The 14,246-nt window shown below is 40.0% G+C and carries 17 protein-coding genes and 1 riboswitch; of the genes, 14 read left to right on the forward strand and 3 right to left on the reverse strand.

What is annotated here, in order from left to right:
- Nucleotides 1-134: 134 nt before the first annotated feature.
- The 6 genes from MKZ05_RS06675 (at nucleotide 135) to MKZ05_RS06700 (ending at nucleotide 4,274) form a co-directional block, all read left to right on the forward strand.
- Nucleotides 135-1,178 (forward strand): hypothetical protein, encoded by a 1,044-nt coding sequence (locus MKZ05_RS06675; protein WP_050945166.1) that lies wholly within the window; start codon nucleotides 135-137, stop codon nucleotides 1,176-1,178.
- 71 nt (nucleotides 1,179-1,249) lie between these two features.
- Nucleotides 1,250-1,294: riboswitch (PreQ1 riboswitch) on the forward strand.
- Between the two features lie 159 nt (nucleotides 1,295-1,453).
- The gene (queC, locus tag MKZ05_RS06680; protein ID WP_003211973.1) at nucleotides 1,454-2,110 is read left to right on the forward strand and encodes a 7-cyano-7-deazaguanine synthase QueC; all 657 of its coding nucleotides are present in this window, start codon (nucleotides 1,454-1,456) and stop codon (nucleotides 2,108-2,110) included.
- Nucleotides 2,111-2,551, forward strand: a complete 441-nt coding sequence (gene queD / locus MKZ05_RS06685) for a 6-carboxytetrahydropterin synthase QueD (protein ID WP_003211826.1) — start codon at nucleotides 2,111-2,113, stop codon at nucleotides 2,549-2,551. It begins immediately after the preceding gene.
- Nucleotides 2,544-3,275, forward strand: coding sequence for a 7-carboxy-7-deazaguanine synthase QueE (gene queE, locus MKZ05_RS06690; RefSeq protein WP_050945163.1), 732 nt, complete (start codon nucleotides 2,544-2,546; stop codon nucleotides 3,273-3,275). Before queD ends, queE begins: the two co-directional genes overlap by 8 nt.
- 15 nt (nucleotides 3,276-3,290) lie before the next feature.
- Nucleotides 3,291-3,788, forward strand: coding sequence for a preQ(1) synthase (queF, locus tag MKZ05_RS06695; protein ID WP_003211403.1), 498 nt, complete (start codon nucleotides 3,291-3,293; stop codon nucleotides 3,786-3,788).
- Between the two features lie 267 nt (nucleotides 3,789-4,055).
- Nucleotides 4,056-4,274, forward strand: a complete 219-nt coding sequence (locus tag MKZ05_RS06700; RefSeq protein WP_044139792.1) for a hypothetical protein — start codon at nucleotides 4,056-4,058, stop codon at nucleotides 4,272-4,274.
- 92 nt (nucleotides 4,275-4,366) lie between these two features.
- Here the strand turns inward: MKZ05_RS06700 and MKZ05_RS06705 are convergent, their stop codons facing one another.
- Entirely contained in the window at nucleotides 4,367-4,891 is a 525-nt protein-coding gene (locus tag MKZ05_RS06705) for a GNAT family N-acetyltransferase (RefSeq protein ID WP_327840586.1), read from the reverse strand.
- A gap of 152 nt (nucleotides 4,892-5,043) precedes the next feature.
- Entirely contained in the window at nucleotides 5,044-5,232 is a 189-nt protein-coding gene (locus MKZ05_RS06710; RefSeq protein ID WP_003211747.1) for a DUF2187 family protein, read from the reverse strand.
- A 167-nt stretch (nucleotides 5,233-5,399) separates the two neighbouring features.
- Between MKZ05_RS06710 and MKZ05_RS06715 the strand changes: the two genes are divergently transcribed.
- The 6 genes from MKZ05_RS06715 to MKZ05_RS06740 all read left to right on the forward strand — a co-directional run bounded on the left by MKZ05_RS06715 (nucleotide 5,400) and on the right by MKZ05_RS06740 (nucleotide 11,939).
- Nucleotides 5,400-5,594 carry a hypothetical protein gene (locus MKZ05_RS06715; protein ID WP_003212409.1) on the forward strand — a complete coding sequence of 65 codons (195 nt, stop codon included), beginning with the start codon at nucleotides 5,400-5,402 and terminating at the stop codon, nucleotides 5,592-5,594.
- A 307-nt stretch (nucleotides 5,595-5,901) separates the two neighbouring features.
- On the forward strand, nucleotides 5,902-6,555 hold the full coding sequence (locus MKZ05_RS06720) for a cell wall hydrolase (protein WP_003211234.1): 654 nt from the start codon (nucleotides 5,902-5,904) through the stop codon (nucleotides 6,553-6,555).
- Nucleotides 6,556-6,670: 115 nt separating this feature from the next.
- Nucleotides 6,671-7,987 carry a polysaccharide biosynthesis protein gene (locus MKZ05_RS06725; protein WP_309216599.1) on the forward strand — a complete coding sequence of 439 codons (1,317 nt, stop codon included), beginning with the start codon at nucleotides 6,671-6,673 and terminating at the stop codon, nucleotides 7,985-7,987.
- A 54-nt stretch (nucleotides 7,988-8,041) separates the two neighbouring features.
- Nucleotides 8,042-8,530: an endospore biogenesis thiol-disulfide oxidoreductase StoA gene (stoA, locus tag MKZ05_RS06730; RefSeq protein ID WP_309216600.1), complete on the forward strand. Its 489-nt coding sequence runs from the start codon at nucleotides 8,042-8,044 to the stop codon at nucleotides 8,528-8,530.
- Nucleotides 8,531-8,820: 290 nt separating this feature from the next.
- The gene (locus MKZ05_RS06735; RefSeq protein ID WP_106032407.1) at nucleotides 8,821-10,740 is read left to right on the forward strand and encodes a heavy metal translocating P-type ATPase; all 1,920 of its coding nucleotides are present in this window, start codon (nucleotides 8,821-8,823) and stop codon (nucleotides 10,738-10,740) included.
- A 104-nt stretch (nucleotides 10,741-10,844) separates the two neighbouring features.
- Nucleotides 10,845-11,939, forward strand: coding sequence for a Xaa-Pro peptidase family protein (locus tag MKZ05_RS06740; RefSeq protein WP_309216602.1), 1,095 nt, complete (start codon nucleotides 10,845-10,847; stop codon nucleotides 11,937-11,939).
- A 53-nt stretch (nucleotides 11,940-11,992) separates the two neighbouring features.
- Here the strand turns inward: MKZ05_RS06740 and MKZ05_RS06745 are convergent, their stop codons facing one another.
- Nucleotides 11,993-12,136, reverse strand: a complete 144-nt coding sequence (locus MKZ05_RS06745) for a hypothetical protein (protein ID WP_309216603.1) — start codon at nucleotides 12,134-12,136, stop codon at nucleotides 11,993-11,995.
- 93 nt (nucleotides 12,137-12,229) lie between these two features.
- Here MKZ05_RS06745 and MKZ05_RS06750 point away from each other — a divergent pair, with 93 nt between their 5' ends.
- Together MKZ05_RS06750 and MKZ05_RS06755 are read left to right on the forward strand one after the other, a co-directional pair.
- Entirely contained in the window at nucleotides 12,230-13,219 is a 990-nt protein-coding gene (locus tag MKZ05_RS06750) for a LacI family DNA-binding transcriptional regulator (protein WP_310426950.1), read from the forward strand.
- 55 nt (nucleotides 13,220-13,274) lie between these two features.
- On the forward strand, nucleotides 13,275-14,129 hold the full coding sequence (locus MKZ05_RS06755) for a transcription antiterminator (protein WP_339161948.1): 855 nt from the start codon (nucleotides 13,275-13,277) through the stop codon (nucleotides 14,127-14,129).
- Nucleotides 14,130-14,246: the final 117 nt, after the last annotated feature.

Consider the following 14,246-nt stretch of genomic DNA (forward strand, 5'->3'; position numbering starts at 1 on the left):
GACTTTCAACTGTTTTGCTCAAAGGCGGGTGAAAATCCTTTTTTGCATTTAATCATGGTTTGTCCTTCTTTTCAAGGAACTTGTCTCATAGGATAAAAAAAGACAATCGAAAGTGATGGGTGCGGAGGGGTCACATGAAACGTTCAAATGAATCCGCTTTTCAGCTTGCCTTTGTATATGTAGGAACAGTGGTTGGAGCTGGGTTTGCGACCGGAAAAGAAATCGTAGAATTTTTTGTTCGTTTTGGCTGGATTGGATTATTCGGAATCTTGATTAGCGGCGCTATTTTTACTGGACTTGGGGCAAAAATGATGCTCATTTCTAAACGAATTGAAGCAGAGTCTTATCAAGATATGAACCGGTTTCTATTTGGCGCAGCTGCAAGCAGGTATATTAATGTCGTCATGTTTTTTATTTTATTAGGCGTCACTTCAGTGATGATTTCTGGCGCAGGTGCTATATTTGAAGAGCAGCTTGGCATATCGAAGGAATATGGGATCTTTTTGACGATCATTCTGAGCGTGATTGTGCTTTTGAAAGGATCAAAAGGATTATTTGGTGTCAATGTTCTCGTCGTCCCAATGCTTATTTTCTTTTCAATGATTGTGTTTCTTGATTCATTCGTTTTTAGCAGTAGTGAAAGTTATGTTCTTGCGCTGCAAATGGGTGAGGGAGAGTGGATTTTATCAGCTATCTCATATGGTGCTTTTAATTTGGCACTTTCTCAAGCAGTGTTAGTGCCCGTCGCAAATGAAATGACCTCTGAAGCGGTGATTAAAAAGGGAGCTGTGCTTGGGGGCGTCATGCTGACAATTATTTTATTTGTATGCTTTTTATCTCTTTCTTCATTAGATATGCTGGAGGCGTTTGATATTCCAATGGCTCAGGTCGTGTATCAAGTAGCAAATTCCATTCACCTCATTTATTTATTTGTGATCTTCGGCGAAGTCTTTACATCCGTCATAGGCAATTTATATGGACTTGAGAGACAAGTGAGGGCGTATATACGAATGAACAGTGTCTTGACAATATCCCTTATTCTCTTATGCTGCTATGTGATTAGTAAAATTGGTTACGGTACATTGATATCAACAGTTTATCCTATTTTTGGCTATGTGAGCATCTTTTTTATCCTCTTTCTTTTTCTAAAAAAAGTGCCTGCATCACATGATAAGTAAAGAAAGGATAGCCTGCATGGAAAATATGTGGTACACTATCCTCTGTGAAAATTGAACAAAAATCCGTGTAAACGGGAGAGGTTCTAGCAAAACCCTCTATAAAAAACTAAGGACTTGCCGTATCCTTGGATGTGGCATTTTTTATTTTTTATGGCTGGGACACCTCATACACATGTAAAGGTGTCTTTTCTTTTGAGAAAAATAGGGGTTTTCATGAGCCTTTCAGATGCAGCTTTGTACGAGTGTATAGATCTGCAAAAGGAGGAGAACAGAAGATGAAAAATGAAAAAGCAGTCGTTGTCTTTAGCGGGGGACAAGACAGTACGACATGTTTATTATGGGCACTTCAACAATTCGAAGAGGTAGAAACCGTGACCTTTCATTATAATCAGCGTCATCAAGAAGAAATTGATGTCGCCAAAAGAATTGCTGACAAGTTAGGTGTGAAGAACCATCTATTAGATATGTCTCTTTTGAATCAGCTGGCACCAAATGCTTTAACAAGAGATGACATTGACATTGAGGAAAAAGAAGGAGAGCTGCCTTCCACATTTGTACCAGGAAGAAACTTAGTGTTCTTATCCTTCGCTTCTATTCTTGCGTATCAGATCGGTGCAAGACATATTATCACAGGTGTATGTGAAACAGACTTTAGCGGCTATCCAGATTGCCGTGACGAGTTTGTAAAATCTTGTAATGTCACAGTGAATTTGGCGATGGAAAAACCATTTGTCATCCATACACCGCTCATGTGGCTCAATAAAGCAGAAACATGGAAGCTAGCAGACGAGCTGAATGCATTAGATTTTGTGAAAAATGAAACGCTCACTTGCTATAATGGCATCATGTCTGATGGCTGCGGGGAATGTCCTGCGTGTAAGCTTCGGAAAAAGGGCTATGACACTTATATGGAAATGAAGGAGGCAAAATAAATGCTTTCTCAAATCTATCCACAAACGAATCATCCATACTCATTTGAATTGAACAAGGATATGCATATATCAGCTGCCCATTTCATCCCAAGAGAGGATGCAGGTGCTTGCAGCCGTGTACATGGTCACACGTACACCATCAATATAACCATTGCTGGAGATGACCTAGATGAATCAGGTTTCCTTGTCAATTTTAGTACACTGAAAAAACTTATTCATGGACAGTATGATCACACGCTGCTCAATGATCATGAGGAATTCTCATCAACCGATCCATACGCGATGCCTACTACAGAGGTTGTGGCAAAAACAGTCCATGACAAAGTCGCAGCATATTTATCGACTTTAGCAAATAAACCAGTATGTGTTCAGGTCTTTGTTAGGGAGACACCAACAAGCTACTGCATTTACCGGCCGAAACGAGTTGAACACAATGGCTAAAGCAATTCCTGTATTAGAAATCTTTGGTCCGACCATTCAAGGAGAAGGGATGGTCATTGGACAAAAAACCATGTTTGTCAGAACGGCTGGCTGTGACTACTCTTGCAGCTGGTGTGATTCCGCCTTTACTTGGGATGGATCAGCAAAGCATGACATTCAGTGGCTTCACGCAGAGGACATTGTCAAGGAATTAAAAAGAATAGGCGGACAGGCTTTTTCTCATGTCACCATTTCAGGGGGAAACCCTGCGCTTTTAAAACAAATGGAATCACTTATTGATTTGCTACACGAAGAAGGAATTGATACAGCGCTTGAAACACAAGGGACAATGTATCAGGACTGGTTTTTGAAAATTGATGATTTAACCATTTCTCCGAAGCCACCAAGCTCAAATATGAAAACAGATTTCGCGAAACTCACACGTATCATAGATGAGCTGAAAAACGGAAATAGATTGCAGCATGCAAGCCTGAAGGTCGTGATTTTTGACGATCATGATTTAGCCTATGCAAAGGATGTTCATGCGAAATATCCAGAGCTTCCTTTTTATTTGCAGGTAGGAAATGATGACACGACAACAGGTGATGATGCGTACTTATTGACGCACTTATTAAAGAAGTATGAAGCGCTTGTCGATCAAGTAGCGCAAGACCCAGACTTAAATCGCGTAAGAGTGCTGCCGCAGCTGCACACATTATTATGGGGCAATAAACGAGGCGTATAGAAAGGAAGAGACGACATGACGACAAGAAAACCAGAAGAATTAGAAGGTGTCACTTTACTAGGAAATCAAGGAACCAATTATTTGTTTGATTATGCACCACAAGTGCTTGAAACATTTCCGAATAAACATACAAATAGAGATTATTTTGTGAAATTCAACTGCCCAGAATTTACGTCACTTTGTCCGCAAACAGGTCAGCCGGATTTTGCGACAGTTTATATCAGCTATATCCCAAATGAAATCATGGTTGAAAGTAAATCATTAAAATTGTATTTGTTCAGCTTCCGTAACCATGGTGATTTTCATGAGGATTGTATGAATATTATTATGAACGATCTCATTGAATTGATGGACCCAAGATACATTGAAGTATGGGGCAAATTTACACCAAGAGGCGGTATTTCAATTGACCCGTACACGAACTACGGAAAACCTGGTACCAAATATGAAGAAATGGCTTCATATCGCATGATGAATCATGATATGTATCCTGAAACGATTGATAATCGCTAATAAAGGAAAAGACATGCCTAATGACATGTCTTTTTTTATGGGTTTGAATGGGATGAATTAGATTGAAGTGATAAAAAAAGAGAAGAGTCATGTCGCTCTCCTCATAAAAATGGGAATAGAACTTGCTAGGACGGCTGGGGGCTACCAGCTCGTAAATTTATTATACATGGCAGAACGTATGTTTGTAAAGGTAATTTGTGTTTTTTGCTTATCTTATTTGCTTTGAGATAAAATAGAGGCAATGAACGAATAACGGAGGCGTTTGAGTTGGCAAACAAAGAAGAAAAGACAGAGAAGCTGCTGATGGAACTAAAAGAAGAGCTTCAAATGCTCGAACATCAAAACAAAGAACGATATAAATGGAGTGCCTCCACATTGCTTGGAGTGATTGCACTTTTAATCGATAAAGGCGTTATCACCCCAGAGGAAGTTGACATGTACAAAACGAAAGCGGAAATGCAAACCTTTCATACGCAAAAAGACTGACACTAGTACAGGTGAAATAATAAGAAAAGGACATAACAAATTGATGAATCAATTTATGTTATGTCCTTATTTCTGCATCTATTTTTATGGTATTAAACAAGTTTATACATTAAAACATCGTCCCAGTATTCATGTTCACTTATTTTAAATTCTTTTATTTTACGACCTTCTTCTCTGAATCCCATCTTTTTGTACAAAGAAATGGTCTTTTGATTTGTAGAGAATACGGCTAAACTAACCTTTTCGATCGAAGGATTCATTTCTGCCCAATTTAATAACGCTGTTAGCAACATTTCCCCTACGCCTAAACCTCTAAAGCTCTTATGAACCATCAAACCAAATGAACCTGCGTGGGCAGTTCTTTTTCTATTTGATCCATTTTCAAATGCTATAAACCCAATGACTTTTCCGTCTTTTTGAGCAACTATGTACGTTTCGTTTTCGTTCTCTATTCTTTTTTGTATCCAAGCCTTGTGTTCTAAAAGGGTTTTTTTGTTTTCTTCAGGCGTTGTAAGTAAATAATCTGATTCAGCAATCACTGATGACTGTATGTCTAAAGTAGTTTCAGCGTCTTCCATATTCCCAAAACGCACAATGATATCATTTGAATTTTGCATTTTAGTTTCTCCTGTCTAGAGCTAATACTGCATCTCATCACTTTATAAAAATAGAAAGTTGTCTGAAATACTATTCACCTTTTCAACAAATAAATGAACAGCTTTGCTTCGTATTTACGTATGTATCGATAGTCTGAATTGAGGATTGCAAATTAATGTACGGAGTCTTTGATGATTTTATAGTTTTTATGATTAACGACTGTTAGTGAATCCAGTTCTAAATCTCTATAGTTGTCCATAATGGTGACATCCACAATGACAGAGTTTTCATTCACTTTTTCAACTACACCTGTTAAACCATTTCTAAATTCGATCACATTTCCAATTTTTGCAATCTTCAACCGATCCCTCTCCTTTAAAAACAGATTTCATTCCCTATTAAAAAGTATTTTGCAATATTTTCATACCAATGTAAAGGATAAAGACGTTTTTGTTTCGTTTTCGTTGTATGCTTTCCTAACGGATGATATATTTAATATTTGATGATGGCTGTAAAGGAGCGGTTTATTTGACGGAAGAACAAATGCTCACAATACTTGAATCGTTACGAAATGGGACAGAAAAGCAAGTGACCATTCAGAAAGATGATTTTTTAACGTTTCGTTCGATCTTGGTGAATCAAGATGATTTTAAGTATTTTCGCGGGATTGCGAAACATGGTGGAGATGTTATTTTTGAATATCTTACAGAAGCAAGAAGCTAAAGCTTTTTCTCATGAATGAGAGAAAGCTTTTTTATTTTAGTTCTTTTGTCACACTTCAAACGAGCTTGATACATCTGAAAAGAAAATGTAATAACCCATAATCAGGAGCATAAGGATGATGATAGGCGGAAAAGGGGTCTTTTTAAGCGCTAACAATTCCAGTTGATACGCAATTCAACTAGGACATGCCATTTAATGACGGAATTTGGTTAGGCATGCAAATCTTTGTGCGTGAAAATAGAAGGAGCTCTTGTTAGAGTGGACAAGTATCTTACCGCCTACTTTAATTAAAGGAGGAATGAGGCGAATGATGAAAATTCATACCGCTCTTTTTGTCATCCTTATGCTAATCGCAGCCATGAAGATGGACAACATACAAGAGCAGCAAGGCACATTAAGTCACGAACTTTCACAAGCACCTGTTAAGCATGAGCTTTCATATATAGATCAAGATGAACACGATCAAGTCATCCCAGCATTTTCAGAGGAGAAGCGTCAGCCGAAAGTCAAAATGCTAAGTACGTCTTCAGAAAAAATGTCTTCAAAACCGAAGCAAAAGAAAAGAGTAAAATCAGAAACGACGAACGAGGAAAGCGCCAAACGCTATTCTAATGAGGAAATGGAACTGCTCTCACGATTGGTACATGCTGAAGCGAAAGGTGAATCTTACGCAGGTAAAAAAGCTGTGGCAAGCGTCGTCTTAAACAGGGTGGAGCATCGCTCTTTTCCTGACAGTGTCAAAGGTGTTATTTATCAGCGAAATGCTTTCCAGCCAGTATCGAATGGAAGCATTCATGATAAAGCAGATCAAGATTCTGTTAAAGCTGTGAAGCAAGTAGTGAAAGAACATGACAGAACAACAAAGGCCATTTATTTTTATAATCCCAAAACGGCAACAGATAACTGGATTCGTTCTCGCAAAATTGTAGAACGTATCGGTCGTCACGTATTTGCTGTATAAAGAAATGAAGCGATCAATCAGATCGCTCTTTTTTTTGTCTTCATTTATCAAAATATTTTCAGGACTTGTCTCATAGAATGTGAAAAGAATTTGCTTTAGATAAAGGGGAGGCTACATGAATCGATTTGTAAAAGGGGTCATTCTGCTATCTGTCGCAGCTTTCATTGCGGAGTGTATAGAGTTTTTAGTCAATATGATTTTAGCGAGAGAGCTTGGAGAACATGGAATGGGTCTATATATGAGTATCCTTCCAATCATCATGCTGGTCCTCGTGATTGCCAGCTTAGAGCTGCCAGTCTCCATTTCTAAATTCATTGCAGAATCGCATGAGCGGCTCCATAAAAGTATGCTCCGCCATGCGTTTAAAATGACGCTTGTGGTGACATGTACAACAACGGGGATCGCTGCGATTGTCCTGCCGTTCATTCCAGTGTTTCAGTCGTATCATCCGCTCATGAAAGGGCTTGTGCTGTCTCTTATTCCAATTATTGCGTTTACCTCGATTGCACGCGGCTATTTTATGGGAAAGCAGCAAATGGGCAGGATCGCTCTTGCCAATATGCTGAAGAAAACGATCCAGCTTATCTGCCTGTTTTTGTTCTTCCATTGGTATTCGTTTGATATTGAAACAGCGGTACTCATTGCCATCGGTGTCATTGTCGCGAGTGATCTTGTCGTCTTTATTTATTTATACTCCCAATACGTCATGGCGAAAAATGCTGTCAATGTCAGGTCTGTTGAATTAAGAGGAATTGACGTGAGAAAGCGCCTATTAGCTGTCTCCATTCCAACAACGGGCATGCGGATTTTTCATGCGATCGCAAATGCGATAGAACCGTTTTTAATCAAAGGTGCCCTTATTGCTGCAGGCATCTCTGGCACACTTGCTGTTGATCATTACGGCATGCTGGCTGGTGTCGCGATGTCGATCGGTTTTTTCCCTGCATTTATCGCTCATTCCATCATGATTGTGATGATTCCGAGTGTATCTGAAGCCTATGCTTTAGGTCAGTATGCCCTTGTGAAAAAACGTGTCAGGCAGGCAATAATCATTACGTTTGGGTACGGGGTACCGGCAGTGATGGTGATGTATTATTTTGCTTATCCGCTCACACAGCTCTTTTTTGATTCACCGCAAGCTGCTGTCTACTTACAGCTGCTTTGGCCGTACTTTTTATGCCACCTGTTTGTGATGCCATTTCAAGCGTGCTTAATCGGTATGGGGCTCATTAAAGATGTGTTCCTACATAATATATGGGTGCATGTCGTCTCGTTTTCAATGGTGTATTTTCTCGGGTCAATTGAAAGCTTGAATATGATGGGGGTTATATTAGGGATGAATACGGGCATGCTCCTCTTGACTGCACTGCATTATGCGACGATTTGTAAGGAGCTCGGCGTTTCCATGTTTCTTAGAATGAAAAAAGCTTGAATGTCCTCTTCGTCGAGCGGGCAAGCTATAAGAAAACTGGGAAGGAAGATCCTGATGAATCGTAAATATCTACCCGCCAGTCTTCTTATAATGACCCTGCTTCTATTACTCTTAGGCAGCGAGGCTGAAGCGAAAGAGCCCGTTATGGCGCCAAGGATAGAGGCTCGTGCATTAACTGGTGAAACGCAGATGATTCCGGCGAAAGGAAAAAAGACCATTTTGCATTTTTGGACAACATGGTGCCCGTCCTGCAAAATGGAGCTGCCCGTATTTGACCAGATCGTGAAAGAAAATCAGAGTGATGTTGATATCTTAACGGTGAATTTACTAGGGGCTGAACAAAGTAAACATGCGGTTGCCCAATTTGTGAAAGACAGAAAGTTTACATTCCCGGTCATACTAGATGAGCGAGGGGAAATGATGAAGAGATACCAAATCATCACCATTCCAACCAGCTTTTTGATAAATGAAAAAGGGGAAATTGTGAAAAATCATGTAGGTCCACTGACGAAAAAACAAATCAAGGAGTGGACGGATTTTTAGAACGAAAAATGATTTCAAGAACCAAGGATCATTCCTTTGGTTCTTTTTTGTGTTCAATTGCTTTTCATCTGAATAAACTGTGCTCAGAAGAGAAAGGGTCTATATCAATAATGATAATTATTATCAAAAAGAAATTATAATAATTATTAATTGAAAATCGGTCAGAACCTGTTATAATGAATAACAGACCTATAAAAAGCTTGAAATAGCAGAAAATATAGATGAAAAAAGGAAACGGGCAACAATTGATGATGTGAAAACCATTATCAATTAGAGAGGAGAAAACAATCATGAATGAGAATACAGCACTTTATCAAACAACAAATCAAAAGGAATCGAAATGGTCCCTTCATCAATGGACACAGCACGGAGAATTAATAGCAGCGGGTATCTCGGGGATTCTCATTTTGGTTGGATGGATGTTAAAGGATGAGAGCATGTGGAGTATTCCTTTATTTATCCTTGCGTTTATAATTGGAGGTTTTGCAAAAGCGAAGGAAGGAATTGAAGAAACCATTTCGTCTAAAAGCTTGAATGTTGAACTTTTAATGATTTTTGCAGCTATAGGCTCAGCAATCATTGGATATTGGGCAGAGGGCGCGATCTTAATTTTTATTTTCTCACTTAGTGGTGCGCTTGAAACGTATACATCAAATAAAAGCAAGAAGGATTTAACAGCTTTAATGAGCATCGCACCAGATGAAGCGACTTTCATTGAAGAAAATGGTACGACCATTCAAGTCTCTGCTTCATCATTAACACCAGGTGACCGTATCATGATCAAAGCTGGGGAACGTATTGCAGCAGATGGTGTGATTTTAAGCGGAAGAACAAGTGTGGATGAATCTGCGCTTACGGGCGAGTCTGTGCCCCAAGAAAAAGGGCAAGGCGAAGATGTGTTTGCGGGAACAGTGAACTTAAATGGTTCCTTAACAGTAGAAGTGACCAAACATAATGAAGAAACGCTTTTCCATAAAATTATTAAACTTGTCGAATCGGCTCAAGAAAGTGTGTCACCAAGCCAGGCATTTATTGAAAAATTCGAAGGTGCGTATGTAAAAGGTGTACTGATCACCGTCGCGATTTTAATGGTTCTGCCTCATTTTGTACTAGGCTGGAGTATGAGTGAAACCTTCTACCGGGCCATGGTGTTTATGGTCGTAGCATCACCTTGTGCGCTTGTTGCATCCATTATGCCAGCTGCTTTGTCACTGATCTCAAACGGCGCAAGAAACGGAATGCTTGTTAAAGGGAGCGTCTTTTTAGAAAAGCTAGGCACTAGCAGCATGATTGCTTTTGACAAAACGGGGACGATTACAAGCGGAAAGCCAGCTGTGGAGCAGGTGGTGATCGCTAAAGGACAAGAGGAAGCGGCCTTTTATCAGGCGCTTTATCAAATTGAAAGTCAATCAAACCATCCATTAGCGAAAGCGATCTCTGATATGGCACAAGAGCAACAAATAGAAAGATCAGCTCATGTCACCATTGAAGAAACCTCTGGTTTTGGTGTAAAGGCACAATTGAATGGAGAAACGTGGCGGATTGGGAAGAAAGACTTTGCTGGCAAGGCTTCAATGGACCGCGAGATTGAAGAAACAGGAGAGCATCTTTCTGAAAAAGGATACACAGTGGTGTATGTTCAAAAGGATCAAGAAGTCGTTGGGTGCCTTGGCCTTAAAGATCAAATTAGACCTGAAGCGAAAAAAATGATTCAAGAGCTGAATGATTTAGGCATCCAAACCGTCATGCTGACAGGAGATCAGCAAAAAACGGCTGAAGCCATTGCGCAGGAAGCCGGCATCCAAAAGGTTGTTGCTGGGTGCCTTCCAGATGAAAAGGTACATGAGGTCAATCAACTTAAAAAACACGGTAATTCCATCATCATGGTAGGAGACGGAATCAATGATGCACCGGCACTCGCCACAGCAGATGTGGGGGTTGCGATGGGCGGAGGCACAGACGTGGCTTTAGAAACAGCAGATCTGATCTTAATGAAGAATAATTTAAATAACTTAACGAAGATGATCCGTCTTTCAAGAAAGATGAACCGAATTATTAAGCAAAATATTATTTTCTCATTAACGGTGATTTGTTTGTTAATTTGTGCGAATTTCTTACAAGTGCTTGATTTGCCTTTTGGCGTCATCGGGCATGAAGGAAGTACGATTTTGGTCATTTTAAATGGACTGCGTCTGCTTCGTGCATCTTAAGCAAATCATCATAGCGCACTTGGCTTCTGCCAGTGCGCTTTTGTGCGAAATAAAGCAAAAACTGATACAATAGATCAGTAGTAAAACGTGTGAGGAGGATCACGATGAACCGAATGAAGAGCTTGTCTTCTTGGCTAAAGGAAAAAGACATTCAAGGTGCATTTATACATACAAAGGAAAATGTGTTTTATCTATCTGGATACTTCACAGAGCCGCATGAAAGAGTAATGGGGCTGTTTGTGTTTCAAGAGGCAAATCCATTTTTTATTTTGCCTAAAATGGAAGTCGAGCAGGCGAAAAATGCTGGGTGGTCAGGCGATATCATTGGTTATGAAGACCATGAGAATCCATTTGATTTCATTCAGTCAGCAGTAGAAAAACGCGGTGTAAGAGCAACTCGACTTGCAATTGAAAAAGAGTCGATTCCGCTTCAAAGAGCAGAACAGCTTCAAGCTGCCACTGGGGCAGAAACTTTTGTCCGGGTAGAAGAAGAGCTCAATCAGCTAAGGCTGATTAAAGATGAATCTGAAATTGCTACATTGAAAAAAGCAGCTCAATTGGCAGATGAAGGGGTAAAAATTGGGGTGAACGCCTTAAAAGAAGGAGTCACCGAAACAGAAGTGCTCGCTGTCATTGAATATGAGCTAAAGAAAAAAGGCATTCAAGGCATGTCCTTTTCGACGATGGTTCTCTTTGGCGAAAAATCAGGAGAGCCTCACGGAAATCCAGGACAGGCAGCCTTAAAAAAAGGCGACTTTGTGTTATTTGACCTTGGAGTCATTGTTGATGGGTACTGCTCAGACATTACAAGAACATTCATCTATCAGGAAGCTACTGATCAGCAAAAGGACATCTATCAAACCGTCCTGAACGCAGAAATGGCAGCACTTGAAATGAGTAAGCCGGGTGTGAGAATTGGAGACCTGGACTTAAAAGCACGCGGGCTGATCACAGAAGCTGGATATGGAGACTATTTCCCTCACCGCCTTGGGCATGGTCTAGGGGTGTCTGTTCATGAGTTTCCTTCGATGAGCCAGGCAAATGATGATTTTCTCCAAGAAGGCATGGTGTATACGATCGAACCGGGAATCTATGTTCCAGGAGTCGGCGGCGTCAGAATTGAAGATGATGTATTGATCACAGCAGACGGTCCAGTCACTTTAACCAATTATCCGAAAGAGCTGACGATCATCAAGTAATAAAAAAATCACGATGAACGTCCATGTCTTGGAAGTGTCATCGTGATTTTTTGTCACTCTTTTCGATCCTGATCAACAAAAAAATCATCAATTGATTCAAACGGTTTGATTTTATGTTCTTTTCCTAAAGGATGTAGTGCAAAACGAGCAGAAAACAAAACAGTCATACATAATATAATCCATATGATGAAACCCATCTTGAATTCCCCTTTCCATCCAGTGATTTGTTCAGCTCACATACATCTTAAAGTATGAAACGCTTACCATAGCAAGAGAAAGTAGGAGAAAAAATGGCAAACATAAGGGAGATTGCGAAAAGAGCGGGCGTATCTGTGACAACTGTATCACGTGTGTTGAATGATCATCCTTATGTCAAAGAGGAAAAACGAGAACGTGTTCTACATGCGATGAAAGAGCTCAAATATACGAGAAACATTCAAGCTGTCCATTTAGCAAAGGGCTATTCAAATATGCTTGGCATCGTTCTTCCGACGATTGAACACTCTTATTTCAGCGGCCTTGTCACAGGTATTGCAGAAAAAGCACAGGCGCACGGTATGCATTTTGCTTTATTTCAAACGGGGTATGATCCATTAAAAGAAAAAGAAGCGTTAATGAGTTTAAAAGAACGCCGTGTGGATGGTTTAATATTTTGTTCAAATGCGTTAAGTGATGGGCATATTTTAAAGTGGCAGGAATCTGGGCCGATTATATTTTGTCATCCCACGCCGCATGATACATGCTCAACAGTGTCAATTGCACATGATCAAGCATTTAAGGAAGGCCTGCATCATTTGGCAGCATGCGGCCATCAACGAATTGCGATTGTTCTCGCCAGAACAGAAGGAGCGAATAGCGAGTCGCGCCTTCAGGCTTATCAAGAAATGATGAAATCGCTCGGGCAGGAGATTGATGAAGAATGGATCATCGAAGGGAAACTAACACTTTTTGATGGAAAACAATTATTTACAGAGTGGCAGGAGATGAAGAATCGCCCCACAGCATTATTCATCACAAATGATGACGTATCAGCAGGCTTTTTATTAGAGGCGCAGCGTCATCATATAAAAGCAGAAGAAACTCCAGCCATACTGAGCTTTCAATTTAACCAATTAAGTGAGGCTTTGGGGATTTCCAGCATTGATATTCCGCTGAAACGAATGGGTCAGGAAGCGTTTGACTTGTTCGATCGGGCCATAAAGGGAGAGATGCCAGAGAAAAGAATGCTGCCATTTCGCCTGATCGAGCGATCAACCACCGTTTTCAAAAACAATCGTTGACGCACGTTTCATCTGTTTTGTACGATAAGAGGGATTGAATAAGAAGGAGGTGGGGATGTTCATGGAATCCTTCACCGTTGATAAAGCGTTAAATAATAATGTCATCATTGCAAGACACCCTTATTTGGGCGAAGTAGTTCTGATTGGGAAAGGAATCGGCTTCGGGAAAAAATCGGGTGATGTTCTCGATCAAGATACATTTGAAAAAATGTTTGTCCTTAAAAATACAAAGGAACAAACAGAATATAAACAACTGCTTCACCACATTGATGAGAACATGATCGAGCTTGCCAATGACGTCATTTATCATATACGAGAAAAAATGGGACACCGTTTGAATGAGCATATTCATATTGCCCTGACTGACCATATTGCCTTTAGTTTTAAGCGGGTGCAGCAAGGATATGATATCACCAATCCCTTTATGCTTGAGACGAAGTCGTTGTATCCGAAAGAATACGAGGTCGCAAAGGAAGTCGTTGAGCTCATTAACGAGCGTCCTGATGTCGAAACAAAGCTGCCAGAAGGAGAGATTGGCTTTATTGCGCTCCATATTCACTCAGCTTTAACGAATCGGCCATTATCTGAGGTGAACCGTCATTCGCAGCTCATCACGCAAATGGTCCAAGTCATAGAAGATTCATTTCATATGAAAGTAGACAGAGAAAGTATTCATTATTTACGCTTATTGCGCCATATTACGTTTTCGATTGAGCGTATTAAACGGGAAGAATCTTTAGAGGAGCCAGAAAAATTGCTTCATCTATTGAAAAATGAATATCCTTTATGCTACAATACTGCTTGGAAAATGATCAAAATATTACAACATGCATTGAAAAAGCCTGTACAAGATGCAGAGGCTGTCTACCTAACCCTTCATCTGTACAGATTGACAAATAAAATTTCATAGTTTCCTTGAAACGTGTAACTGATTCGATCAGGCATGAGTGACTTAAGGTAAATACAGGATAAGATCCTGTTATTTGCGCAACCTTATATCACCATGCCTTTTTTTGTGTTTGAAAGT

The sequence above is a fragment of the Bacillus sp. FSL M8-0277 genome, assembly GCF_037975305.1.
In the GTDB taxonomy this organism is placed as follows: Bacteria; Bacillota; Bacilli; order Bacillales; family Bacillaceae; genus Bacillus; species Bacillus pumilus.

What these genes read in the sequence shown, in the direction of transcription:
- MKZ05_RS06740 (WP_309216602.1), top strand. Translation starts at nt 10,845, where the DNA reads ATGAACCGAATGAAGAGCTTGTCTTCTTGGCTAAAGGAAAAAGACATT.
- queC (WP_003211973.1), top strand. Translation starts at nt 1,454, where the DNA reads ATGAAAAATGAAAAAGCAGTCGTTGTCTTTAGCGGGGGACAAGACAGT.
- MKZ05_RS06745 (WP_309216603.1), bottom strand. Translation starts at nt 12,136, where the DNA reads ATGGGTTTCATCATATGGATTATATTATGTATGACTGTTTTGTTTTCT.
- queF (WP_003211403.1), top strand. Translation starts at nt 3,291, where the DNA reads ATGACGACAAGAAAACCAGAAGAATTAGAAGGTGTCACTTTACTAGGA.
- MKZ05_RS06750 (WP_310426950.1), top strand. Translation starts at nt 12,230, where the DNA reads ATGGCAAACATAAGGGAGATTGCGAAAAGAGCGGGCGTATCTGTGACA.
- MKZ05_RS06705 (WP_327840586.1), bottom strand. Translation starts at nt 4,891, where the DNA reads ATGCAAAATTCAAATGATATCATTGTGCGTTTTGGGAATATGGAAGAC.
- stoA (WP_309216600.1), top strand. Translation starts at nt 8,042, where the DNA reads ATGAATCGTAAATATCTACCCGCCAGTCTTCTTATAATGACCCTGCTT.
- queD (WP_003211826.1), top strand. Translation starts at nt 2,111, where the DNA reads ATGCTTTCTCAAATCTATCCACAAACGAATCATCCATACTCATTTGAA.
- MKZ05_RS06675 (WP_050945166.1), top strand. Translation starts at nt 135, where the DNA reads ATGAAACGTTCAAATGAATCCGCTTTTCAGCTTGCCTTTGTATATGTA.
- MKZ05_RS06755 (WP_339161948.1), top strand. Translation starts at nt 13,275, where the DNA reads ATGTTCATGGAATCCTTCACCGTTGATAAAGCGTTAAATAATAATGTC.
- queE (WP_050945163.1), top strand. Translation starts at nt 2,544, where the DNA reads ATGGCTAAAGCAATTCCTGTATTAGAAATCTTTGGTCCGACCATTCAA.
- MKZ05_RS06735 (WP_106032407.1), top strand. Translation starts at nt 8,821, where the DNA reads ATGAATGAGAATACAGCACTTTATCAAACAACAAATCAAAAGGAATCG.
- MKZ05_RS06725 (WP_309216599.1), top strand. Translation starts at nt 6,671, where the DNA reads ATGAATCGATTTGTAAAAGGGGTCATTCTGCTATCTGTCGCAGCTTTC.
- MKZ05_RS06720 (WP_003211234.1), top strand. Translation starts at nt 5,902, where the DNA reads ATGATGAAAATTCATACCGCTCTTTTTGTCATCCTTATGCTAATCGCA.